At 39.1% G+C, this 23279-nt stretch carries 19 protein-coding genes; 9 read left to right on the top strand and 10 right to left on the bottom strand.

Features of this window, described 5'->3' with window-relative positions; translation table 11 throughout:
- Positions 1-324 precede the first annotated feature (324 nt).
- Both EHLA_RS01830 and EHLA_RS01825 read left to right on the top strand, forming a co-directional pair.
- Positions 325-1056, top strand: a complete 732-nt coding sequence (locus tag EHLA_RS01830; RefSeq protein ID WP_096239102.1) for an AzlC family ABC transporter permease — start codon at positions 325-327, stop codon at positions 1054-1056.
- The gene (locus tag EHLA_RS01825; RefSeq protein ID WP_096239101.1) at positions 1053-1373 is read left to right on the top strand and encodes a branched-chain amino acid transporter permease; all 321 of its coding nucleotides are present in this window, start codon (positions 1053-1055) and stop codon (positions 1371-1373) included. Before EHLA_RS01830 ends, EHLA_RS01825 begins: the two co-directional genes overlap by 4 nt.
- 879 nt (positions 1374-2252) lie before the next feature.
- On the opposite strand, the gene glgA is transcribed toward EHLA_RS01825, so the two are convergent.
- From glgA to EHLA_RS01790, 7 genes are all read right to left on the bottom strand, one after another.
- Complete coding sequence (glgA, locus tag EHLA_RS01820; RefSeq protein WP_096239100.1) at positions 2253-3704, bottom strand: glycogen synthase GlgA; 1452 nt, start codon at positions 3702-3704, stop codon at positions 2253-2255.
- A 71-nt stretch (positions 3705-3775) separates the two neighbouring features.
- A complete protein-coding gene (gene hisC / locus EHLA_RS01815) occupies positions 3776-4846 on the bottom strand; it encodes a histidinol-phosphate transaminase (RefSeq protein ID WP_096239099.1) in 1071 nt (356 codons plus the stop codon).
- A gap of 5 nt (positions 4847-4851) precedes the next feature.
- Positions 4852-5931: a peptide chain release factor 1 gene (prfA, locus tag EHLA_RS01810; RefSeq protein WP_096239098.1), complete on the bottom strand. Its 1080-nt coding sequence runs from the start codon at positions 5929-5931 to the stop codon at positions 4852-4854.
- Between the two features lie 100 nt (positions 5932-6031).
- Complete coding sequence (gene prmC / locus EHLA_RS01805; protein WP_096239097.1) at positions 6032-6925, bottom strand: peptide chain release factor N(5)-glutamine methyltransferase; 894 nt, start codon at positions 6923-6925, stop codon at positions 6032-6034.
- A gap of 2 nt (positions 6926-6927) precedes the next feature.
- The gene (locus tag EHLA_RS01800; protein WP_242970646.1) at positions 6928-7869 is read right to left on the bottom strand and encodes a DUF1385 domain-containing protein; all 942 of its coding nucleotides are present in this window, start codon (positions 7867-7869) and stop codon (positions 6928-6930) included.
- Positions 7870-8018: 149 nt separating this feature from the next.
- Positions 8019-8225, bottom strand: a complete 207-nt coding sequence (gene rpmE / locus EHLA_RS01795) for a 50S ribosomal protein L31 (RefSeq protein WP_021907941.1) — start codon at positions 8223-8225, stop codon at positions 8019-8021.
- A 136-nt stretch (positions 8226-8361) separates the two neighbouring features.
- Positions 8362-9021 (bottom strand): CpXC domain-containing protein, encoded by a 660-nt coding sequence (locus EHLA_RS01790; protein ID WP_096239095.1) that lies wholly within the window; start codon positions 9019-9021, stop codon positions 8362-8364.
- A 242-nt stretch (positions 9022-9263) separates the two neighbouring features.
- Here EHLA_RS01790 and EHLA_RS01785 point away from each other — a divergent pair, with 242 nt between their 5' ends.
- The 4 genes from EHLA_RS01785 (at position 9264) to EHLA_RS16180 (ending at position 14378) form a co-directional block, all read left to right on the top strand.
- Positions 9264-9836, top strand: coding sequence for a biotin transporter BioY (locus EHLA_RS01785; protein WP_096239094.1), 573 nt, complete (start codon positions 9264-9266; stop codon positions 9834-9836).
- A 303-nt stretch (positions 9837-10139) separates the two neighbouring features.
- Positions 10140-11981 carry an NAD(P)-binding protein gene (locus tag EHLA_RS01780; protein WP_096239093.1) on the top strand — a complete coding sequence of 614 codons (1842 nt, stop codon included), beginning with the start codon at positions 10140-10142 and terminating at the stop codon, positions 11979-11981.
- Complete coding sequence (locus tag EHLA_RS01775) at positions 11975-13732, top strand: [FeFe] hydrogenase, group A (protein WP_096239092.1); 1758 nt, start codon at positions 11975-11977, stop codon at positions 13730-13732. The genes EHLA_RS01780 and EHLA_RS01775 overlap by 7 nt, the downstream gene beginning before the upstream one ends.
- 472 nt (positions 13733-14204) lie before the next feature.
- A complete protein-coding gene (locus EHLA_RS16180) occupies positions 14205-14378 on the top strand; it encodes a hypothetical protein (RefSeq protein WP_021906376.1) in 174 nt (57 codons plus the stop codon).
- Between the two features lie 585 nt (positions 14379-14963).
- Here the strand turns inward: EHLA_RS16180 and EHLA_RS01765 are convergent.
- The 3 genes from EHLA_RS01765 to EHLA_RS01755 form a co-directional block, all read right to left on the bottom strand.
- Positions 14964-15821, bottom strand: a complete 858-nt coding sequence (locus EHLA_RS01765; protein WP_096239091.1) for a DUF6070 family protein — start codon at positions 15819-15821, stop codon at positions 14964-14966.
- A 589-nt stretch (positions 15822-16410) separates the two neighbouring features.
- Complete coding sequence (locus EHLA_RS01760) at positions 16411-18111, bottom strand: transposase (protein WP_096239090.1); 1701 nt, start codon at positions 18109-18111, stop codon at positions 16411-16413.
- A 364-nt stretch (positions 18112-18475) separates the two neighbouring features.
- Positions 18476-19648, bottom strand: a complete 1173-nt coding sequence (locus EHLA_RS01755) for an ABC transporter ATP-binding protein (RefSeq protein WP_096239089.1) — start codon at positions 19646-19648, stop codon at positions 18476-18478.
- Positions 19649-20144: 496 nt separating this feature from the next.
- Here EHLA_RS01755 and EHLA_RS01750 point away from each other — a divergent pair, with 496 nt between their 5' ends.
- From EHLA_RS01750 to EHLA_RS01740, 3 genes are all read left to right on the top strand, one after another.
- Positions 20145-21464: an ABC transporter substrate-binding protein gene (locus EHLA_RS01750; protein WP_096239088.1), complete on the top strand. Its 1320-nt coding sequence runs from the start codon at positions 20145-20147 to the stop codon at positions 21462-21464.
- A 136-nt stretch (positions 21465-21600) separates the two neighbouring features.
- Positions 21601-22443, top strand: a complete 843-nt coding sequence (locus EHLA_RS01745) for a carbohydrate ABC transporter permease (RefSeq protein WP_096239087.1) — start codon at positions 21601-21603, stop codon at positions 22441-22443.
- Entirely contained in the window at positions 22443-23276 is an 834-nt protein-coding gene (locus tag EHLA_RS01740) for a carbohydrate ABC transporter permease (protein WP_096239086.1), read from the top strand. The genes EHLA_RS01745 and EHLA_RS01740 overlap by 1 nt, the downstream gene beginning before the upstream one ends.
- Positions 23277-23279 lie beyond the last annotated feature (3 nt).

Raw genomic sequence — 23279 nt, 5'->3', positions numbered from 1 at the left:
TGACTTCTCCCCCTTCTCTCCTCAAAAACTATTGCATTCATTTCTTCTGGAGCCAACAAGCAGAAAATAAAACTATTAGCCCATAGCCAATGTAATGTGAGAGCAAGTAAAAATGCCAAACAGGCATTTTCTACGCAGTGATATCTTTACAGTGGCTATGGGCTAATAGTTTTATTTTCGTCTGTTTCCTCTAATGAATCAAACAGTAAATTCCTTTTTGCATAGTCTTCTTTTCTATGCTAGAATAAGGTCATTCTAAATTGCAACACCATTCGTTCGTCTATGACCTGCAATTTGGTAAGCACAACACGAAAGGACTTTATTATGAAACGTAACGCATTAAAATATGCTTTCCCATATACCCTGCCAATTTGTGCTGGGTTTTTATTTTTGGGAATGTCTTACGGTTTCTTTGCAAGCAGCAAAGGTTTTTCTTTTATTTATCCACTCTTTATGAGTATGTTCATTTTTGCTGGTTCTATGGAATTTGTAACTATAAGTCTGCTTTTGGCTTCCTTTAACCCAGTTTATTCTTTTTTACTGGCATTAATGGTAAATGCAAGACATCTCTTTTATGGAATTTCCATGCTGGATACTTATAAAGATTATAAGGGAATTAAAAAGTTCTACCTAATCTATGGAATGTGTGATGAAACTTTCTCTGTAAATTGTTCTATCACTCCGCCACCGGAAATCGACCGGGAATGGTTTATGATATGGGTAACTCTTTTAAACCAGATTTACTGGGTCTTTGGAGCTACAATGGGAGCTGTACTTGGTTCAGTCATTCATTTTGACACAACAGGAATTGAATTTGTTATGACTGCTCTTTTCTTTGTTATGTTTCTTGACCAATGGGATACAGCAAGCCGACACCTTCCTGCTTTAATCGGAGTTATATGTTCTCTCGCCTGTCTGCTCCTCTTTGGAAAAAGCAACTTCATGATCCCAGCTATGGTATTGATTATTTTAAGTTTCTTTTTATGCCGGGACAAATTAGATGATTCAAAGAAGATTGTAAAACGTTCACACGAAAGCGAGGAAAATGTACAATGACTACCACACAACAGATTATCACCATTGCCGCAGTCGTACTTGGCACAATGGCAACACGTTTTCTGCCATTTATCATTTTCTCCGCAGACAGCACACCTGACTTCGTAAAATTTCTGGGGCGAGTTCTCCCTAATGCAGTCATTGGACTTCTCGTCATTTATTCCTTAAAAGATTCTATCGGCGGAACAAATCACTGTATACCTGAACTCATCTCACTGGTATTTATTTTCATCCTGCATAAATGGAAGAAGAATACACTGCTCAGTATTGCCGGAGGAACAATCCTGTATATGTTCCTAATACAAAGAGTATTTTAACCAAATACTAATTTGATGGGGACACAGACGCCGCTTTGGCAGAAGATATTGAGCTGAATTGTAGTTAGTCTTCTAAAGAAAAAAGAATTGTGATAAGTTTGATTTTGTTCCGTTGCGCTAAGCATTCCATTCTGCCCAGAAAAAACAGGAACTTGGGAAAAACGAGTCCCAAGTTCCTATGGTCAGAATTCCATAGCGCAAAGTCACAAAATGCAATACTTATAACAATTCTTTTTTCTTTATCATAGTCTTCTTACAATTCAGCATAAAATTTTGTTTTAGCGGCTGTCTGGTTTTGATAACAAATAGCAAATTAGTGATTTATATTGGAAAGAGAAGGGGATTCTCCAGAAGTCTATGGTTTTTATTAGAATGAACATCTCCAAAAGAGGGTACTTTCTTACTCGATTGTATAAAAATTATATTTATCTATTCCTACCTTATGGAGAATTTCTCTCTGGTTAACTTTCATAACCTTCTAGGCAATCCCCTTATTCCCATCCAAGATTTAAATACTAATTTCCATCTGGAGCCCAAGAACAGAAAAGCAAAAATTTGATAGAAAAGAAAATGTGATGTCTGAGCCAGTAAAAATGCCGAACAGGCATTTTCTACGAAGCGACTATCTTCACATTTTCTTTTCTATCAAATTTCTGCTTTTCGTTTCTTTAGTCCCTCAAATAAATTAGTATTTAATCCCCCATTCTCACTAACTGTAGATTTAGTATAGTCAGAAAAAAGAAAAAATACCATATCCCAGATGCGGCTTCGGAGCGTGTTTAAGATGCGGACGAGCATTTTAAACACAACGACTACAGAGCAGATGAGATATGGTATTTTTTCTTTTTTCGTCTACACGAAATCTACAAATTCGTATTTTTATCTTCCGATTAAAGTATTATATAGTTCTTCATAACGCTTCTTGGATACGCCCCAGGAAAGATCCTTTTCCATCGCTCTTGCTACCATATGGTTCCAAAGCTCTGGCTGTTCAAAGTAAATATACTTGCTGTAATTTACTGTATTGATGAGTTCTTCTCCGTTATAGTTACTGAAGGAGAATCCGTCTCCGGTATCCTCAAATTCGTTCAGAGGAATAACGGTATCTTTTAATCCACCTGTTTCGCGAACGATTGGAATCGTTCCATAATGGAAAGCGATAATCTGTGTTAAACCACATGGTTCAAATAAAGATGGCATTAAGAAGGAGTCTGCTGCTGCATATAACTTATGTGCCAGATCGTCGGAATAGAGAATATTCGCGGACACCTTATCTGAGTTGCACCATGCATAATAACGGAACATTTCCTCGTATGCCGGATCTCCTGTTCCGATTACTACAACCTGTGTATTGTCATCGATAATCTTATCCATTGCGTAGCGTACCAGATCAAGCCCCTTCTGATCTGTCAGACGAGAGATCAATCCGATCATATATTTATTTGGATTCACTTCAAGGCCAAGCTGTTTCTGGAGTTCTGCCTTGTTGGCAGCCTTTCCTTCTTTATGGTCTCTTTCTGTATAATTCCGATAAATCTTCGCATCGTTAGATGGGTCATACAATGCATAATCGACACCATTTACAATTCCAAAAAGGCTCTGATTACGTGCACTTAACAGTCCGTCTAATCCTTCTCCATAGTATGCGGTCTGGATTTCCTGTGCGTAAGTATTACTTACGGTTGTAATGAAATCAGAGTAAACGATTCCGCCCTTTAACATACTGGCATCTTTCTTAAACTCTAACTTATCCGGTGTGAACAGTTCATCTGGAAGTCCACTTAAACCTCTCATAGTTTTGATATCCCACACTCCCTGGAAACGAAGATTATGAATCGTCATGATTGTCTTAATTCCCCAGAAAAATGGATTAGCTGCAAACTCTGTTTTTAAGTAAACCGGAATCAGCCCTGTCTGCCAGTCATGACAGTGGATGAGGTCCGGACGGAAGTCAATAACAGGAAGTATCGAAAGGACTGCTTTACAGAAGAAAGTGAATCTTTCAACGTCTGTTCTTGTATCTGAGTATGGCTCCCACGCTCCAAAGTAATCTAAATTATCAATAAAATAATAGGTAATGCCATTATAAACATATTTCATAATACCTACATGAACATTAGGAATATATGGACCTACTCCCATATAGAAATGCGTAACATATTCAAAATTATTACGATACTCTTCTGGAATTCCCCGGTAGTTTGGCATTACAACACGCACATCCCACTCGTTTTTGTCAAATTCTTTTGGTAACGCTCCTACTACGTCTGCGAGTCCGCCTGTTTTCATAAAAGGCACGCATTCAGAAGCTGCAAACAGAATCTTTTTCATAGTAATCCTCCCTGTATTATCTTATATTGTAATACTTATATTTTACAATATATTTCATCATAATACCATGTTTATTTCTGGCTTTTCAGAAAAGATGTTAAGAATTTTAAGAACTTTTTCATTTCTTCATCTGTTCCAATTGTAATTCTCAGATAATTGTTAATACGAGGTTTATCAAAATATCTTACGTAAATATTGTTTGCTCTGGCGGCTTCAAAGATTTCTTTTGCCGGTACATCCGGATGGGAAGCAAACAGGAAGTTTGCCTGAGAATCCGGGAAAGTAAATCCAAGCTTCCTCATTTCCGCTTTGAACCACTCTCTCGTATGAATAATCTTTTCTACAGTTTCTTTAAAGTAGGCATCGTCCTCAACGGATGCTGTTCCTAAAAGAATGGACGGGCGGTTCATTGTGTAGGAGTTAAAGGAATACTTCACATCATTTAAAGCTTTAATTAATTCCGCAGAACCCATAGCATATCCGATACGCATTCCTGCCATAGAACGTGATTTGGAAAATGTCTGCACAACTAAAAGGTTCTCATATTTAGAAAGAAGCTGCTGCGCACTGTGTCCCCCAAAGTCTACATATGCCTCATCTACGATAACAATGACATCCTGATTATGAGAGATAATATCTTCAATCTCATCAAGTGGCATCAAAACTCCTGTAGGTGCGTTCGGGTTTGGGAATACGACTCCACCGTTTTTCCAGTAGTAATCGTCTTTTTTAATCATAAAGTTTTCATCTAATGGCTTCTTATCATATGGGATTTTGAATAAATCAGCCCACACATCATAAAAAGAATATGTGATATCAGGGAAAAATATCGGCTTTTCGCTATTAAAAAATGTAAGAAAAGCCATAGCCAGTACATCATCGGAGCCGACTCCGACAAAAACCTGATTGCTGTCTAATCCCTTGTATTTTGCGATTGCCTCTACTAACATTCCGGCTGTCGGATCCGGATAAAGACGCAGTTCTTCTGTTTTAGCACAGATTTTCGCACACTGTTCTTTTACCTTCGGTGAAGGTGGATAAGGATTCTCATTCGTGTTTAACTTTATTACATTTGCTTCTTTTGGCTGTTCGCCAGGTACGTACGGAACAACCTGTCTGATATTTTTCTTCCACTCCTGCATAATTTTTAACGCTCCATTTCCTGTAATTTACTTAATTTGGCTGCCTGGTCTGCTGCTGTTAAGCTATCGATGATCTCATCGAGATCTCCATTTAAAATATCATCAAGACGATGGAGAGTTAATTTAATTCTGTGATCTGTCACACGTCCCTGTGGGAAGTTGTAAGTACGAATCTTCTCTGCCCGGTCACCTGTTCCGATCTGGCTCTTACGAAGTTCTGCCTCTGCATCATGTGCTTTGGACTGTTCTAAATCATACAAACGTGCGCGCAGTACTTTGATTGCTTTATCTTTATTTTTAAGCTGTGACTTTTCATCCTGACAGGAAATAACGATACCTGTTGGGATATGTGTTAATCGAACAGCGGAATCAGTTGTATTTACACACTGACCACCGTTTCCAGAAGCACGGAACACATCAAATCGACAATCATTCATATCAAGCTGTACATCTACTTCTTCTGCTTCCGGCATAATTGCCACAGTGATCGTAGATGTGTGAATACGTCCGCCGGACTCAGTTGCAGGGATACGCTGTACACGATGAACACCACTTTCGTATTTCAGTCTTGAGTATGCGCCCTGACCATTGATCATAAAGGAAACTTCTTTAAATCCACCAATACCATTCTCATTCACATCGATGAACTCTGTTTTCCAACGTTTTGATTCTGCATAGTTTTTATACATACGATAAATTTCAGCAGCAAATAATGCAGCCTCATCTCCACCGGCACCTGCACGAATCTCGACAATAACGTTCTTATCATCGTTAGGGTCTTTTGGAAGAAGAAGAACTTTTAATTCCTCTTCATACTGCTCTACATCCTTCTTTGCTTCGGATAATTCCTCTTTCAGAAGTTCACGCATCTCTTCATCACGTTCTTCCTCAAGCATCTCCACACTGTCTTCAATTGTCTGTTTGGCTTCTTTATACTCTTTGTATTTCTCTACGATCGGAGCCAGCTCATTCTGTTCTTTCATCAGATTGCGGAAGCGGTTCTGATCACTTACTACATCCGGCTCACTCAGTTCCTGCATAACCTCATCCAGACGTTTTACAAGATCTTCTAATTTATCAAACATCTTTCTTCCTCCTGCTATTCTATATTTTATAACCATCTGGTCTTACTCTATTGCCAAATGATCATATATTTATGATGTGTTTTGTAATCGAAATTACAGACTATCTTCTACTATATATGCCTGTCGCGATTCGGTCAAGTCCTGCAAGATCTTTATGCACTTTTACTTCAGAAAATCCTCTGTCTGTCATAAGGCGAATCATATCTTCACCCTGTTCTGCTCCGATTTCAAAATAGATTCTTCCATTTGAATTTAGATACTCCGGAGCCTGTTCTATAATTCTCCGATAAAAAGCAAGACCATCTTCCTCTCCATCAAGAGCAAGTCGTGGCTCATGATCTTTTACTTCGGGCATCAGCCCCTGAATTACCTGCGAGGGAATATACGGTGGATTTGATAAAATGTAATCGAATCTTCCTTCTATATTTTCAAAAAGATTTCCTCTTATTAAAGTGACATTTGCATTCAAGTTTTCTGCATTCTTCTTAGCAACCGCTAACGCTCCCTCAGAAATATCTGCAAGGGTTACTTCTGTATTTTGACAAAGCTTTTTTACAGAAATACCGATACAGCCGCTGCCTGTACATAAATCTAGCACTTTGACTTTCTGTTCATTTTTCTGATCTGCTGCATTATTAAACTCACATCGGTTCTGTGTCTTTACATTCCGAATATCTTCGACAGCCAGCTCAACCAGGCACTCTGTATCCTGTCTTGGAATTAAAACTCTCTCATCGACACTGAAATCAAATCCCATAAACTCACATTCACCCATGAGATATTGTAAAGGAACTCTCTGTTCTCTTTTTAAAAGAACTTCTTCCAGTTCCTCCAGAAGCTCCTGCTTTACTTCCCTGTTTGGATTCATGTAAAATTCTGCCCGGTCAATGTGAAGCTTCCATTCAAGCAAAACCCAGCTTTCATATTCAAAATCTTCAATTCCTGCTTTTTGCAGGCGCTCTCGTATACTTGTTAAAATGTCCCGAATTGTCATGTTCAATCCTCCAGCTCTCCATTATGCATTGCCCGAAGATACTCTTTCCAATCAAATACACCTTCTACCGCTTTAATCGCTACCTCTATCATCTCTGCATCCGGTTCTCTCGTTGTAAAGTACTGAAGATACAATCCAGGCTTACTAAGCGTATTCACAAGCTTTGAATTACTTCTTCCTGCCAGACGGATAAATTCATAAGAAATACCCGCTACAATCGGAACAAGTAATATTCGTAAAATAAACTTCCATAATAAGCTATCTACACGAATAAACATAAACACTACGATACTGACAATCATAACAATAAGCAGAAAACTGGTTCCGCAACGCTTATGAAGCCTCGAATACTTTTTAATATTTTCCGGTGTCAGATCCTCTCCATGTTCTAAACAGTTAATCGTCTTATGTTCTGCACCATGATACATAAATACCCGATTTATATCTTCCATCTTAGATATAAGCCATATATATATTAGAAATAACGCCACACGTATGATTCCTTCAATCAGGGTACGTATACTGTAAGATGGCAGAAATCCTTTCATCAAATTCGTAAGAAAAAATGGAAGTACCATAAAAATTCCAAGCGCCAATATAACAGAAATGACCATTGTGATTCCCATTAGAACGCTTTCTAACTTATCTCCAAAAATTTTTGTAAAAAACTGTTCCACTTTTCCCGGCTCATAATCCTCTTCCTCATAAAAAGAAGAAGAATAGGATAATGTCTTTAATCCGATATATAAAGACTCTCCAAAGTTAACAACTCCACGTATAATCGGTAATCCAAGAACCGCATAACGACTTCCCAGACTTTTATACTCGTCCGTCATTACTTCTATTTCATGATCTGGTTTCCGGACAGCAACTGCATAACGGTCAAGATTCTTCATCATGACCCCTTCCATTACTGCCTGTCCACCAATACTTGTCTTTTTCAAAGAGCACCTCCTTTCAAGAATGTCTCGCATTCTTGCTGCGAAATGTGTGTCATCTCACATCTGGTATAACCAAAATTAGGCGACGGTACAATATCACAACATTCTCTGTGATACATTGCACCGCCGCCTAATTTAAAACCTTACGGTTATTAATTCTGATTCATGCCATATTTACGATTGAACTTGTCAATACGTCCACGAGCCTTAGCAGCTTTCTGCTGTCCTGTGTAGAATGAATGACATTTAGAACAAATTTCTACATGGATGTCTTCTTTAGTAGAACCTGTAACGAATTCGTTACCGCAGTTACATACAACCTTTGCCTGATAGTATTTTGGATGGATTCCCTCACGCATTTTATTCACCTCTTCCAATATATGTTTCATTAATTAATTATATTCAATAGTTATCTTATTTCAAACAGCGTTCTTATTATATCATAACAGCATATAGAGTGCAAGAACTTTTTTACTTCTTTTTAATCAATTCTTTTTAATTAAATTTATTATGGTTTTTAAAAAGAATCTCGCCGGCCCATTGCATATCAACTTTCATAAAACAGTCTGTAGAATGTTCTTTAATTGCTTCTTTATATTTATCCTCAACTTGACGGTAGAACTCTCTTGTCAATGGAATCTTTCCAATTCCCTTTTTCTGGAAAAAGACAAGAAAACAATAATTATCTCTGTTATAATCAAAAAGAATATTTAACAGTGTATCATCTTCCATCTCTTTCTTAATCTGGTCAAGATACATGATCTTAATGATCTCGATCACACGATCATCTAAATGATTATCGGCAATCATAATCTTTTCTTTTAAATCATTAATATTATCTACAAGACGTTTATCTATACCTTTTTCCTGTTCAAGCTCCGCAATCTCTGCTTTAATCTCTGCATTCATGACCGGTGCCATGTAAATCATAATATTTTTTCGGCTATCCACATATAAACTGTCATATGTAAGCGGTGCCATATACTCACATTCTTCACAGCTAAACTGGTAAAGCTGGTTCTTCATAATTTCTTCTTTTAATTTTGCCTTCTCTGTTACATTAATAACCTTATACTTTTTAAGAGAATGCTTATGCCCGCACTTTGGACATTCTAATTCTTCCATCGCATAACTTGTCAGTCTTTTGCCTTCCATACTACATTTTCCTCCAACACCTGCAAATATATAAAAAGATATCTGCCTTTTCTAACTCTTATAATAGGCTGATTTTGTCTTTCCGTCAAGAAAGATGCCTTTTGTTTTCTCTGTTTTCGTCTCATAAATCAAAAAAGTATTGTTAACCATATATTTTGTTTTAGTTGACAATATCTTTTTTTTCTTATATAATGAATCCAGTTTCCATTTAACAAATATCATATTTTAGAGAGGAATTTATTATGACTACTGCTACTGTAAACACAAAGAAAAAGTCTTTTACAACTTTTCAGATGGCTCTTATTGCTGTTATGGCTGCCATCACCTGTATTTTAGGACCTCTGTCCATCCCGATTCCGATCAGTCCTGTTCCGATTTCTTTAACAAATCTGGCAATTTACCTGACTGTATGTCTGCTTGGCTGGAAGTTTGGAACAATAAGTTATCTGATCTATCTTCTTATTGGTATTGCAGGACTCCCTGTTTTCTCCGGTTTTAGTTCCGGTTTTGCAAAACTTTTAGGACCAACCGGCGGATACCTGATTGGCTTTATTCCAATGGCGATCATCTGTGGATTTGCTTTTGAAAAGTTCTCTAACCGCGGTGTGCAGATTGCCGGTCTTGCTATCGGTACTATTGTTGCTTACATTTTCGGTACGGCATGGCTTGCCATCGAAGCCCATCTTACCTTTTATCAGGCATTACTTGCCGGAGTAATTCCTTATATTCCAGGTGATCTTGTAAAGATTATTCTCGTTGTCCTCGTAGGACCGATTGTTAAAAAAAGATTACAATCTGCCGGACTTCTCCTGTAAGCACTATTTTTTCTAATACTTTTCCAAAATATTTTGCTATACATTTTTGAATAAAATATAAAGAAAAGCCACATGTGATGATAATTTTTTATCAGTCAATGTGGTTTTTTCTGTCTTTTTTATAAATGAATGTCTTCTTCACGGCTTTAAATTGTTTTCTTTTGTAAATTGTTATTATTATAACATTTTTATCATAATGATAATAAATTATCATTTCTTTTCAAATTTTTTCTCATGTGATATAATCGCTTCATTGAGACTATTTTTGTTATCAGGGTGGTAGCCCTGTGAATGGAGGAAATTATGAGTAGACTTGAGGTCAGAAAAAAAAGCAAGGCCCAGTTAGTCGTTGACAATCTGTACGAAGATCTGGAACGCCGAATCATTGCCAGTCCTCCCGGACTGTGTCCTGTTGATATGACAGCTTCTTTCCTGAAACTGTTTCATGCACAGACTTGTGGAAAGTGCGTTCCATGCCGTATCGGTCTGGGCGTTCTTGAAGATATGTTAGAAGATGTACTGGACGGAAAAGCCACTTTAGAAACACTTAGTTTAATTGAACGTACTGCAAAGGCCATTTATGACAGTGCTGACTGTGCTATCGGTTACGAAGCCGGAAGAATGGTTCTAAAAGGTCTGGAAGGTTTTCGTGAAGATTTCATCGAGCATATCACGAACGGTCATTGTTCCTGTCATTTAGAACAGCCGGTTCCTTGTGTTGCTCTTTGCCCTGCCGGTGTTGATGTTCCCGGTTATATTTCTCTTATCGTTGATGAACGCTATGCGGATGCCGTTAAGCTGATTCGTAAAGATAATCCTTTTGTTACTTCCTGTGCACTTGTATGTGAACATCCATGTGAGACAAAGTGCCGCCGTAACTTTGTGGATGATGCCGTTAATATTCGTGGATTAAAGCGTTATGCCGCTGACCATTGCGGTCTCGTGCCGCCTCCGGAATGTTGTGAATCTACCGGTAAAACAGTTGCTATCATCGGTGGCGGTCCTTCTGGTTTAAGTGCTGCTTACTATTTACAGCAGATGGGACATCAGTGTACTATTTTCGAACAGAGAAAAGAACTCGGCGGAATGCTTTACTATGGTATTCCTAACTACCGTCTCCCAAAAGAGCGTCTTGCTGAAGATGTTCAGAACATTCTTGCTACAGGTGTTGAGACAAAGATGAATACCTGCATCGGTGATGGAGATGGAGAGATTTCCTTTAAGATGTTAAAAGAAAACTACGATGCAGTTTATATTTCTATCGGTGCACATACAGATAAGAAGCTTGGTATTCCTGGCGAAGATGCTAAGGGTGTTATTTCCGCTATTCAGATGTTGCGTGATATCGGAGATGGAAATCCACCTGATTTTACAGGCAAAAATGTTATCGTTGTCGGCGGTGGTAACGTGGCTATGGACGCTACCCGTTCTGCTATCCGTCTTGGTGCTAAAAACGTTAGTGTTATGTACCGACGCAGAAAGGCTGATATGACTGCCCTCATGGACGAAATCGAGGCTGCTATCGCAGAGGGTGCAGAGATTCTTGAACTCCATGCCCCTCAGGCAATCGAAACAAATAAAAAAGGGTATGTAACTGCTATGGTTGCTGACCCTAAGATTATCGGCCTGATTACTGGCGGTCGTCCTTCTCCTGCAAATTCCGGAAGAGAACCTATACATATCCCTTGTGATATTGTTATCGTTGCAATCGGACAGGATATCGTTTCTGAACCATTTGAACGTGCAGGCATCCCTGCAAAGCGTGGACGCTTCTTAGCACAGAAGGATAGCTCTATTGCGGAAAAAGATGGTGTATTTGCCGGCGGAGACTGTGTAACCGGACCTGCTACCGTTATCCGTGCTATCGCAGCCGGAAAAGTAGCGGCTGCCAACATCGACAACTACCTCGGATTCAATCATAAGATTGAAAGCGGCGTTGTTGTTCCAGAACCTCGTATTGAGAACAAGACACCTTGCGGACGTGTTACTATGATGGAAAGAAATACTACAGAGCGTAAAAAGGATTTCAATATCGTGGAGAACGGCATGACCTGCAAAGAAGCCAATCAGGAAGCACACCGCTGCCTGCGCTGTGACCGTTTTGGTTATGGAGTATTTAAAGGAGGACGAGTTGAAGAATGGTAAATATTAAGATAAATGACGTTCCTATCTCCGTTGAAGAGGGAACTACGATTTTAGAAGCCTGCAGAGAGGCAAAAATGATTGTCCCTACTTTGTGTTATTTAAAAGATATCAACGAAATCGGTGCCTGCCGTGTCTGCGTTGTGGAAATAAAAGGTATCGAAAGGCTCGTCACTTCCTGTAACAATACAGTAAAAGAAGGAATGGAGATTTACACAAACTCCCCAAAAGTACGTGATGCCCGCCGAATCAATATTAAGCTGATTCTCTCACAGCACAACTGCTTCTGCCCTACCTGTGTTCGAAGCGGAAACTGCCAGCTTCAGAAAGTTGCCAACGACCTTGAATTCGGAAGTGGTACTTTCAAACAACACATTACAGAAGAAAAGTGGCCTATGGACTTTCCTCTGATTCGCGACGAAAGCAAGTGTATCAAATGTATGCGCTGTATCCAGATCTGTGATAAAGTACAGTCTTTAAAAGTCTGGGATATCGCAAAAACAGGTTCCCGTACTACGGTAAATGTTTCTCTCGGCAGAAATATCAAAGAAGCTGACTGTGCACTTTGTGGACAGTGTATCACCCACTGCCCGGTTGCTGCCCTGTCCGGAAGAGATGATAAACGCCCGGTATTCTCCCAAAACGGTATGTTAAATACCCGTAGAAAAACTACAGTCGTTCAGGTAGCTCCCGCTGTTCGTACCGCATGGGCAGAAGCATTCCGTCTTTCCCGAAAATTTGCTTCTCCGGAACGTCTTGCCGGTGCGCTCCGCTTAATGGGATTTGATTATGTATTCGATACAACCTACGCTGCTGACCTTACCATCATGGAAGAAGGAAGCGAATTCTTAGAGCGTTTAAAACATAAAGAAGACTATCAGTGGCCAATGTTTACTTCCTGTTGTCCGGGATGGATTCGTTTCTTAAAATCCCAGTATCCGGATATGGTAGACTGCCTCTCTACTGCAAAGTCTCCTCAGCAGATGCAAGGTGCAATTATTAAAAATTACTTTGCAGATAAAATCCATGAAGACCCTGAAAACATTTTCAGCGTTTCTATCATGCCATGTATCGCAAAGAAAGCAGAATGTGCACTTCCTACAATGGACAGCACAGGAACCGGTCCGGATGTCGATGTTGTACTGAACACAAGAGAATTCGTTGATTATATGAAGTCCCTTAATATCGATGTTTATGGACTTCCAGAAGACCGCTTCGATTCTCCTTGCGGAGAAGGAACAGGCGCTGCCGTTATCTTCGGTACTACCGGTGGTGTTATGGAAGCCGCTTTAAGAAGCTGCTACTACCTTGCGACCGGAGAAAACCCAGATCCTGATGCATTCCACAGTGTCCGCGGCATGGACGGCTGGAAGGAAGCTTCCATCGATATCGCCGGAACAGAAGTTAAAGTCGCTGTAGTAAGCGGTCTTGGTAACGCAAGAAAGTTAATCGAAGCCATCCGCAGAGGTGAAGTATTCTACCACTTCGTAGAAGTTATGGCATGTCCTGGCGGCTGTGTAGGCGGTGGCGGACAGCCGATCCACGAAGGAAAAGAAATGGCTGAGATCCGCTCTAAGAATCTCTACTTCCTCGATTCCCACAACGAGCGCCGTTTCTCCCATGAGAATCCGGAAGTACTAAAAACTTACGAGGAATACCTTGAGAAACCACTCTCACGTATGTCTCATAAGCTGCTGCATACGGACCATCACGCATGGGATATGCCACTGGCTCCAAAATTAAAGAAAAGATAATCTACTAATTTGCTGGGGACAGAGACGCCGCTTTAGTAGAAGATATTGAGCTGAATTATATGGAGTCTTCTAAAGAAAAAAGAATGGTTATAAGTTTGATTTTGTTCCGTTGCGCTAAGCATTCCATTCTGCCCAGAAAAACAGGAACTTGGGAAAAACGAATCCCAAGTTCCTATGGTCAGAATTCCATAGCGCAAAGTCACAAAATGCAATACTTATAACAATTCTTTTTTCTTTATCATAGTCTTCTTACAATTCAGCATAAAATTTTGTTTCAGCGGCTGTCTGGTTTTGATAACAAATAGAAAATTAGTATTTGGATTTGGTTGATTTATGTATGGATTTGCTGCAAATCAAAATTTGCTTCAGCATTACGTTGAAGTGTTTAACGGGGAAATAATAGCGATGTTACACCCTTATCAATTTGCTATTGATGAGGAGAATGCGAAAAGAATTATGGAGATGTATGATTATGACTGGACAGATGACGAAATATAAAGAATCTTTAAGACATATGCCAGAACCTATTATGTTAAGCCAAATTCAAAAAAAAGTGGACTTAAGAGGATTGATGAACTATGCCAAAGAAAAAGGAATAAAAGTAACACAGTTAACTAATGAAGAAAAGAATAGATTTCTGCTTTGATTTCCTTCTAAATCATCCAATATTAACCAGTAATTTCAGTTTCCGAAACCACCATCTTCATGAACTTCATATGCCCTTTCTTTTTACTACTCGTTAAAGATAGAATATAATCTTCTGATGAGATATCTTTCGAGCAAGCAGTAGACTTCTGACCTATCCCCCTTTATCTCCCCAAAGACTATTGAATTCATTCCTTCTGGAGCCAAAACACAGAAAAAAGAAATAATACCATATCCCAGATGCGGCTTCGGAGCATGTTTAAGATGCGGATGAGCATCTTAAACACAGCGACTACAGAGCAGATGGGATATGACATTGTTTCTTTTTTTCGTCTGTTTTCTCCTAATAAATCTGACGAGATACCTTTCGAGCAAGCAGTAGTCTTCTGATTTCTCCCCCTTCATCTCCCCAAAGACTATTGAATTCATTCCTTCTGGAGCCAAAACACAGAAAAAAGAAATAATACCATATCCCAGATGCGGCTTCGGAGCGTGTTTAAGATGCGCATAAGCATCTTAAACACAGCGACTACAGAGCAGATGGGATATGGTATTATTTCTTTTTTCGTCTGTTTAGCTTAACAAATTAAACCAGAATCCTAAACCTTCCATCTACTGTTTCAGATCTTTCCGGTGGTTCTGGTACACAATATTCTCCAGTAAACCAACCATCTTTTGCATAGTTCCATTCTTTTATTCTTGTATAAGTTGTGTCAATACTGATTACGTCTTCATCATCATTCCAGACGGAGCCGACATATAAGACATACATATTTTGTCCATCAAAAATATATTTATTCCGTCCGATACCACCATCTTCGTGAACTTCATATACTACAATACTGTCCTTTTCTCCTTTTTGTGCTTTCTTTAAAAATGCATCAAATTTGTCTGCATTACACATATGTTCTTCTCTTCCGCTAAAAAATGCCGGAACAGAACAGCTTTCTATCTTATCCAATATCTTCTTGACAGTCTTATTCGGTAATACTACATTGCTGGTATCACCTTTTTCACTTTTATCATAAATAGGCCAAACAGCCTGCATCATCTCATGTAATTCTTCTTTTGCCGTTTTATTTTCCTGCTCGTCTACTGGAAGATCATAACCTTTTTCATAAACGGTCTTTTTCTCAGTTGAATTGTTCTTATCAGAAAATACATCCATCTCATAACCGTATCCTGTGTTCAATTCACTGTCTGAATCATTCTTGGATTCCCTCTCCCCATCTTCTCCTTCCATGTTGTCTGAATCCAAATCAGAATCCGAATTACTCTCATTATTATCCTTATTCCCATTCTTAATCTTTTCTATCATTCCTAGCGGTCTGCTACCACTTTTCATTCCAAGTTCCGCTGCCACAGCTAAAATTGCTATTAATAAAAGAACTGCTATTATAACTACAACACTTTTCTTTTGTATCCAACTATTCCTTTTCCTCATACAATCTTCTTATCCTTCCTGCGATTTTTTTCATAAGTATAATTTTATCATTTCTATAGGATGAGAAGCAAATTTCTGATTTCAAGAAAATTACCAGGTAGTTACTATTTGATTCATTAGGGGAAACAGACGAAAATAAAAAGAATAGACTATAGCAAATGTAAAGATATCACTGCGTAGAAAATGCCTAATCGGCATTTTTACTTGCTCTCACATTACATTTGCTATAGTCTATTCTTTTTATTTTCTGTTTGTTGGCTCCAGAAGGAATGATATCAATAGTCTTTGGGGAAAGAGATGGGGAAGGGGACAGACGGTCATGGCTTATTCTGATATTGTCTCCACGATGCTGTCAATGCTGATAAGATAATATCGTCAGCTATCATTGTATACGATAAATTCACTACTATATTGTGGCAATATATCATTTTTCTCTTATGGATGGTATACCTTTCGAGCAAGCAGTAGTCTTCTGATTTCTCCCCCCCTCAGCCTGTCCGAAAACCTTATTTTTAGGCATAAATTTAGCCCCTTTCCTTCATCTGTGACATTGAAAACTGAATAAAATACACAGGATGAAGAAAGAGGCTTATGCCTGTTCCATCAATTCCATCATTTTTTGAAATCCAAGGAGATTCTTCGCCCGTTCCAGGTTATAACCCAGACAAAAGAGCGCAAACTCTCCAGCCACTTTCCGTATTCCCCTTAAAAGAAAATAAGTGGCTCCCATTGCTCGTTTTATTGTTCCAAACGGATGCTCCGACAGGCACATCCTCCGGCTCATCTTTTCTTTATCCGGTTTCAGGAAAAACTTCACAACCTTTCTTTTTTCATAATGCCATTTTTCACTTGTTTTTGTCTCTTCGGGTTCCTTTCCCTCTGCTTTCAGCCAATCCTTACATGGTTTTACCAACTGGTCTTTGGTAAAATCTATCTCTTTCCATTCCCCTTTTCCTTTGTAACACTTATTACGATTTGGACAATGTTTACAGGCATTTTTATTGGCATAACGAATGTTCCCATTTTTCTTTATACTTTTCTGTCTCAGGATTTCTCCTCCCGGACAATATACCAGATTTCTTTCTGGATCTCTGACAAAATAACCTTCTCTTGCCTTTTCCTGCATTTCTTCAGGACTTCCATATACGCTTCTGTTTTCCGGTTTTTCATCCACCACTTTACAACGGACTGTTTCCACCTTCATATCCTGTATCACTTCTGCATAAACTTCCGGTAGCTTACCTGCATGCAGTGCTTTCTTTAGTTCTTCCGGCTCTGTGCTGGCAGTATCCGTTTCTGTCTCTTCATAAGGAATTTCTATGTGATAACCGTCTTTTCCATCATCTGTCATGACATGTGGGATAATACCGTTCTCCAAACACTCCACCATATCTTCCGCAGCTTCATAACCTTTATCTGCTACTACTTCTATGATTTTTTCCGGTTCAGAGTTCTTTATCCCCTGCATCGTACTTTCTAGTAATCCATGGTCAGTTACCTGATTGGTCATCTGAAAATCACGGATCAGATGTGTTTCAGAATCTACCGCCGTCTGTGGGTTATATGCTACCGTAAACCCATTTTTATTTTTCATGAGTTTTGCATCCGCATCTGTGATTGAAAGCTGGGATGCCCCGGTTTCTTCCATCAGCTTCTGATAACCTTCGTATCTGGCAAGTCTCTCCTGTGCTTCTTTTAACTTGGCTTCAAGACTTTCTCTTGTCAGTTCTCCTAAAATCTCGTCTGTTTCTTCCTGCTTGTCCATTTCATTCAGGATTCTCAGATACTCATCTGTATGACCATTCAGCCATTTGATCCTGTCATCCAGTTTGTTTTTGGTGAAGTTGTTATCTTTTGCATTATTCGCCTGGATCTTTGTTCCATCCACGGAAGAAAATCCCCATTCCACTGCACCGGATATCCGACGGTTGAATTCATAAAAAATCTCTTTTAGGCTACCTATGTTGTTTTTCCTGAAATCTGCAATGGTGCGAAAATCCGGTTCTACACCGCCTATCATCCATTTCACTTCAAGATTTACTTTACAGCTTTCAGCCAGTTTCCGTGAAGAACGGATACCTTTCCTGCTTCCGTAAATATAGATCTTATAAAGGCTCTTAGGATCGTAAGATGGACGACCTTCTGTTGCCACAGGTTTTACACCGTATTTCCCTATATCAAGATGGTTCACAAACGCATCAATTATCCTTGCAATACTTTCTTTATCTACAAACGTATCCCATGAACAGCACATCAGCTGGTCACGGTCGAAACCTGAAACATATGGCATCTCAATTCACCTCAGAACAATTTTTCTCTGGTTTCATTATACTATATCTGAAACATAGATGCACGATTTCTGTGTACTTTATTCAGTTTTCAATGTGCAATTTTAATTTATCTTGAATGTTCACAAGAGCATACCTATCTTTTTCTCATAAGATTAGATTATCCGAGTTTTCGGACAGTCTCCCCTTTATCTCCCCAAAGACTATTGAATTCATTCCTTCTGGAGCCAAAACACAGAAAAAAGAAATAATACCATATCCCAGATGCGGCTTCGGAGCGTGTTTAAGATGCGTATAAGCATCTTAAACACAGCGACTACAGAGCAGGTGGGATATGGTATTATTTCTTTTTTCGTCTGTTTTTCTCTAAATGAATTCCAGATTCTCTCCACTTTCTTTATTGAACACATGGACTGCGTTTCCGCCAAATGCGAAGGAGATTTCGCTTCCGATCGATAAATCTTCTCCACCTGTTAAATCCATCGTCTGTACAATGATGATTGTATCTCTTCCACAGGCATTGACATGTAAATGAATCGCACTTCCCATCATCTCGGATACGTCCACTTTACCTGTGATGGCGTCTTTGCCAGCCTCTGCTAAAGTGATGTGTTCTGGGCGGATTCCAAGGGTGATCTCCTGTGATTTTACGTTATTTTTAGCGAGTGCTGCCTGTTTTTCTTCGGAAAGTATAATGGAAACACCACCTAATTCTACACTGTATTTTCCAGACTGTTCTATGAGTTTCGCATCAAACATATTCATCTGTGGCATACCGATAAAGCCTGCTACAAAGATGTTCGCCGGATGGTCAAATACTTCCTGTGGAGTTCCGACCTGCTGTACGATTCCATCCTTCATGATAACGATACGGTCACCAAGTGTCATGGCTTCTGTCTGGTCATGTGTTACATAGATAAATGTTGTATCAATTCTCTGACGGAGCTTGATAAGCTCTGCTCTCATCTGGTTACGAAGCTTGGCATCTAAGTTTGATAAAGGCTCATCCATTAAAAGAACTTTCGGTTCTCTTACAATCGCACGACCAATGGCAACTCTCTGGCGCTGTCCACCGGATAAGGCCTTTGGCTTACGGTCAAGATACTGTGTAATATCAAGAATTTCTGCTACTTCGTCCACTCTCTTATTCATCTCATCTTTTGGCATCTTGCGAAGTTTTAATGGGAATTCCATGTTCTCGCGAACTGTCATATGTGGATACAGCGCATAACTCTGGAATACCATAGCGATATCACGACCCTTTGGAGCTATATCATTCATTCTCTTTCCATCAATGAGGAGTTCTCCGCCACTGATTTCTTCAAGACCGGCTACCATACGAAGTGTTGTGGACTTACCACATCCGGATGGACCTACTAATACGATGAATTCGCGATCCTTGATATCAAGATTGAAGTCCTGAACTGCTAATACGCCTTCGTCTGTAACCATAAGATTACTCTTCTTCTGGCCCTTTTTGCTCTTCTTCTCTGTGTTTGGGTAAACTTTTTTAATGTGTTTTAATGTTACCTCTGCCATATTCTTAGACTTTAGTGATACTGCCTCCGCACGATATCACCTCGCAGCCGGCGATTACTTCCGCGCCACATTACGACAGGTCTCCACACTGCCGCACCGCAAGTCTGACGGTTATCCTCCTTTTCTTTGCCCTGACCGTTCAGAAAGTGGAGTGAGACGGTTCAGGGGGGAATAAAAATTTTTAATTTTACAGGATTTCCCTGTAATTTAAGGCTGAGTATACACTACTTTTTTTAGTTTGTCCATACCCTTTTAAAAAAAATTTTATTTTGCAGTCAAGTTCTTTGTTCAACATGCATAGTTTTTATTATGTTTTTCAATCACTTTTAACAAAATTTTTGTATTCGACAAAAAATACTTGTAATATCTCCCATGTGCGTTATATAATATGCTTATCAAACAACTGGAAACATTTCCGAAAACGGTTCCAGTACATAGTTACATACTCTTAAGTCGCAAGACACGCAAGGACATTTAAGAAGGAGGATTCATTATTATGAGAAAAATGAAACGATTACTTGCAGCAGGCTTAGCAACAATCATGGCTTGTTCCATGCTCACCGGATGTGGCGGCGGAAGTTCCGACAAGAAAGCATCTTCTGATAAGGACTCATCCAAAGGTTCTGTTTACTATCTTAACTTCAAACCAGAAGCAGATGAACAGTGGCAGGAACTTGCAAAAGAATACACAGACGAAACTGGTGTTCCAGTTACAGTAGTAACAGCAGCAGCAAACCAGTACGAAACTACTTTAAAGAGTGAGATGGGTAAATCCGAAGCTCCTACTCTTTTCCAGGTTAACGGTCCTGTAGGTCTTGCTTCATGGAAAGACTACTGCTACGATTTAACAGGTTCTGATATTTTAAATGAACTTACAAGTGATAAGTTTGAATTAAAGAACGGCGATGAAATCGCAGGTGTTGGTTACTGTACAGAAACTTACGGTTTAATCTACAACAAAGCACTTCTTAAAAAAGCTGGTTACACACAGGATGATATCAAATCTTTCGCAGATTTAAAGAAAGTTGCTGAAGATATCACAAAGAGAAAAGATGAATTAGGATTCTCCGCATTTACTTCTGCTGGTATGGACGGTTCTTCTGACTGGAGATTTAAAACACATCTTGCAAACCTTCCTATTTACTATGAATACCAGAAAGATGGCATCACAGATACAAAAGCAATCAAAGGTACTTACCTTGATAACTACCGTAACATCTGGGATTTATACATCAACAATGGAACATGTGATGCAAAACAGTTAAGCAAGAAGACTGGTGATGACGCTGTAGCTGAATTCACAACAGAGCAGGCTGTATTCTATCAGAATGGTACATGGGCATATGGTGATATCGCTGATGTTGGAGATGATAATCTTGGAATGCTTCCTATTTATATTGGTGCTCCTGGCGAAGAGAAACAGGGACTTTGTACTGGTACAGAGAATTACTGGTGTGTAAATAAAAATGCAAGCAAAGAAGATATTCAGGCAACACTTGATTTCATGAACTGGTGCGTAACTTCTGAAGAAGGTACAAAGATGATGTGCAGCGCAGACGGAATGGGATTCGTTATTCCTTTCAAAAACAACTTAGAATCTGAAAACCCACTGGTTAACATCGCAAACGACTACATGGAAAAAGGTTATACTCCTGTAGACTGGACATTCTCTACAATGCCATCTGAACAGTGGAAGAACGACTTAGGTTCTGCACTTACTACTTATGCAGCAGACCAGACAGATGCAAACTGGAAGTTAGTACAGACTGCATTTGTTGACGGATGGGCTAAAGAAGCCGCTGCCGCTACAAAATAACTTTTTATAACAAGTTTAAACTCTCCTCTATTTAAAACAGTTTAAATACAAATCGAAACAAAAACTTATAAACATATCTCAGATGCAGGGTGGACATACCGTCCTCCCTGTATTTTTTAAGGAGGCTATTGCTACTATGGAAAAGTCCATTAAAAAATACTGGCCGATTTTTGTACTTCCTACATTCGCAGCATTTATCATCGGCTTCATCGTTCCTTTCATCGAAGGTATTTACTTATCATTTTGCAAATTTACTACAATCAGAGATGCCTCTTTCGTGGGCTTATCTAATTATGTAGAAGCATTTAAAGACAATACATTTACTCATGCATTTGGCTTTACAGCAGTTTTTGCTGTTGTAACTTTAATTTTAATCAACGTTCTTGCCTTTGCTATCGCACTTGCACTGACACAGAAAATCAAAGGCACAAACATTTTCCGTACTATATTCTTTATGCCTAACTTAATCGGTGGTATCGTACTCGGTTATATCTGGCAGTTAATCTTTGATGGTATTTTTGAAAAATTTGACCTGGCACTGAAATTAAGTACAAAGCTTGGTTTCTGGGGTCTTGTCATTTTAATATGCTGGCAGCAGATTGGTTACATGATGATCGTTTACATTGCCGGACTTCAGGCAATTCCTGGCTCCTTAAATGAGGCTGCCATGATTGACGGAGCAAATAAATGGCAGCGTCTTATTCATGTTACGATTCCAAACATGATGCCTTCTATTACAATCTGTACATTTTTAACAATTACAAACTCATTTAAACTCTTTGACCAGAACCTGTCCCTGACAGGCGGTGAACCGATGCATCAGACAGAAATGATGGCACTGAATATTTACGATACCTTCTACGGTCGTGTCGGATATGAGGGTGTCGGTCAGGCAAAAGCGGTTATCTTCTTTATCATCGTTGTCGCTATCGGTATGATTCAGCTTTATGCTACTAAGAGCAAGGAGGTACAGCAATAATGAAAAATAAAACAAGTGGTATTTTTGCAACCATATTTTTCACCCTTATTTCCATATTATTTGTCTCACCAATTTTAATCGTTTTGATGAACTCCTTTAAAAAGAAAGCATTCATCAGTTTAGAGCCATTTAAACTTCCAAATGAAAAAAGTTATGTAGGTCTTGAAAACTATTTAACCAGTATCACAAAATATGACTTTATTAAAGCAGTAGGCTGGACCGTATTTATTACCGTTCTCTCTGTTATCGTTATCCTCGTATGCTGTTCCATGTGTGCTTGGTACATTACCCGCGTACAGAACAAGATTACAAAATTAATTTACCTTTTATGCGTATTTTCCATGGTAATTCCTTTCCAGATGGTCATGTTCACTTTATCAGGAACTGCTGATACACTTGGATTAAATACTCCATGGGGACTCATTATTGTTTATCTGGGATTTGGTGCCGGACTTGCCGTATTTATGTTCTGCGGCTTTGTAAAGTCTATCCCTGTTGAAATCGAGGAAGCAGCTATGATTGACGGATGTAATCCTATCCGTACTTTCTTCTCTGTTGTCCTTCCAATTATGAAACCAACATATATTTCTGTAGGTATTCTTGAAGCAATGTGGATCTGGAACGACTTCCTTCTTCCATACCTGATTCTTGACATTAAGAAATACAAAACAATCTCCATCATCATCCAGTACATGAAGGGAAGTTATGGACGAGTAGATATGGGTGCCATCATGGCGTGCCTGATCATGGCAGTTATCCCTGTTATTGTATTCTACTTAAGCTGCCAGAAATATATTATTAAAGGTGTTGCGGCAGGCGCAGTTAAGGGGTAATAT

The sequence above is a fragment of the Anaerobutyricum hallii genome (genome assembly GCF_900209925.1).
In the GTDB taxonomy this organism is placed as follows: Bacteria; Bacillota; Clostridia; order Lachnospirales; family Lachnospiraceae; genus Anaerobutyricum; species Anaerobutyricum soehngenii.
Note: the sequence above shows the minus strand (reverse complement) of the source record. Positions and strands in the feature narration are given on the sequence as shown.

Coding starts and splice junctions, on each gene's coding strand:
- EHLA_RS01745 (WP_096239087.1), top strand. CDS start 21,601: ATGGAAAAGTCCATTAAAAAATACTGGCCGATTTTTGTACTTCCTACA.
- rpmE (WP_021907941.1), bottom strand. CDS start 8,225: ATGCGTGAGGGAATCCATCCAAAATACTATCAGGCAAAGGTTGTATGT.
- EHLA_RS01830 (WP_096239102.1), top strand. CDS start 325: ATGAAACGTAACGCATTAAAATATGCTTTCCCATATACCCTGCCAATT.
- EHLA_RS01750 (WP_096239088.1), top strand. CDS start 20,145: ATGAGAAAAATGAAACGATTACTTGCAGCAGGCTTAGCAACAATCATG.
- EHLA_RS01790 (WP_096239095.1), bottom strand. CDS start 9,021: ATGGAAGGCAAAAGACTGACAAGTTATGCGATGGAAGAATTAGAATGT.
- EHLA_RS01760 (WP_096239090.1), bottom strand. CDS start 18,111: ATGCCATATGTTTCAGGTTTCGACCGTGACCAGCTGATGTGCTGTTCA.
- EHLA_RS01755 (WP_096239089.1), bottom strand. CDS start 19,648: ATGGCAGAGGTAACATTAAAACACATTAAAAAAGTTTACCCAAACACA.
- EHLA_RS01780 (WP_096239093.1), top strand. CDS start 10,140: ATGAGTAGACTTGAGGTCAGAAAAAAAAGCAAGGCCCAGTTAGTCGTT.
- prmC (WP_096239097.1), bottom strand. CDS start 6,925: ATGACAATTCGGGACATTTTAACAAGTATACGAGAGCGCCTGCAAAAA.
- EHLA_RS01775 (WP_096239092.1), top strand. CDS start 11,975: ATGGTAAATATTAAGATAAATGACGTTCCTATCTCCGTTGAAGAGGGA.
- glgA (WP_096239100.1), bottom strand. CDS start 3,704: ATGAAAAAGATTCTGTTTGCAGCTTCTGAATGCGTGCCTTTTATGAAA.
- prfA (WP_096239098.1), bottom strand. CDS start 5,931: ATGTTTGATAAATTAGAAGATCTTGTAAAACGTCTGGATGAGGTTATG.
- EHLA_RS01765 (WP_096239091.1), bottom strand. CDS start 15,821: ATGAGGAAAAGGAATAGTTGGATACAAAAGAAAAGTGTTGTAGTTATA.
- EHLA_RS01740 (WP_096239086.1), top strand. CDS start 22,443: ATGAAAAATAAAACAAGTGGTATTTTTGCAACCATATTTTTCACCCTT.
- EHLA_RS01825 (WP_096239101.1), top strand. CDS start 1,053: ATGACTACCACACAACAGATTATCACCATTGCCGCAGTCGTACTTGGC.
- EHLA_RS01785 (WP_096239094.1), top strand. CDS start 9,264: ATGACTACTGCTACTGTAAACACAAAGAAAAAGTCTTTTACAACTTTT.
- hisC (WP_096239099.1), bottom strand. CDS start 4,846: ATGCAGGAGTGGAAGAAAAATATCAGACAGGTTGTTCCGTACGTACCT.
- EHLA_RS16180 (WP_021906376.1), top strand. CDS start 14,205: ATGACTGGACAGATGACGAAATATAAAGAATCTTTAAGACATATGCCA.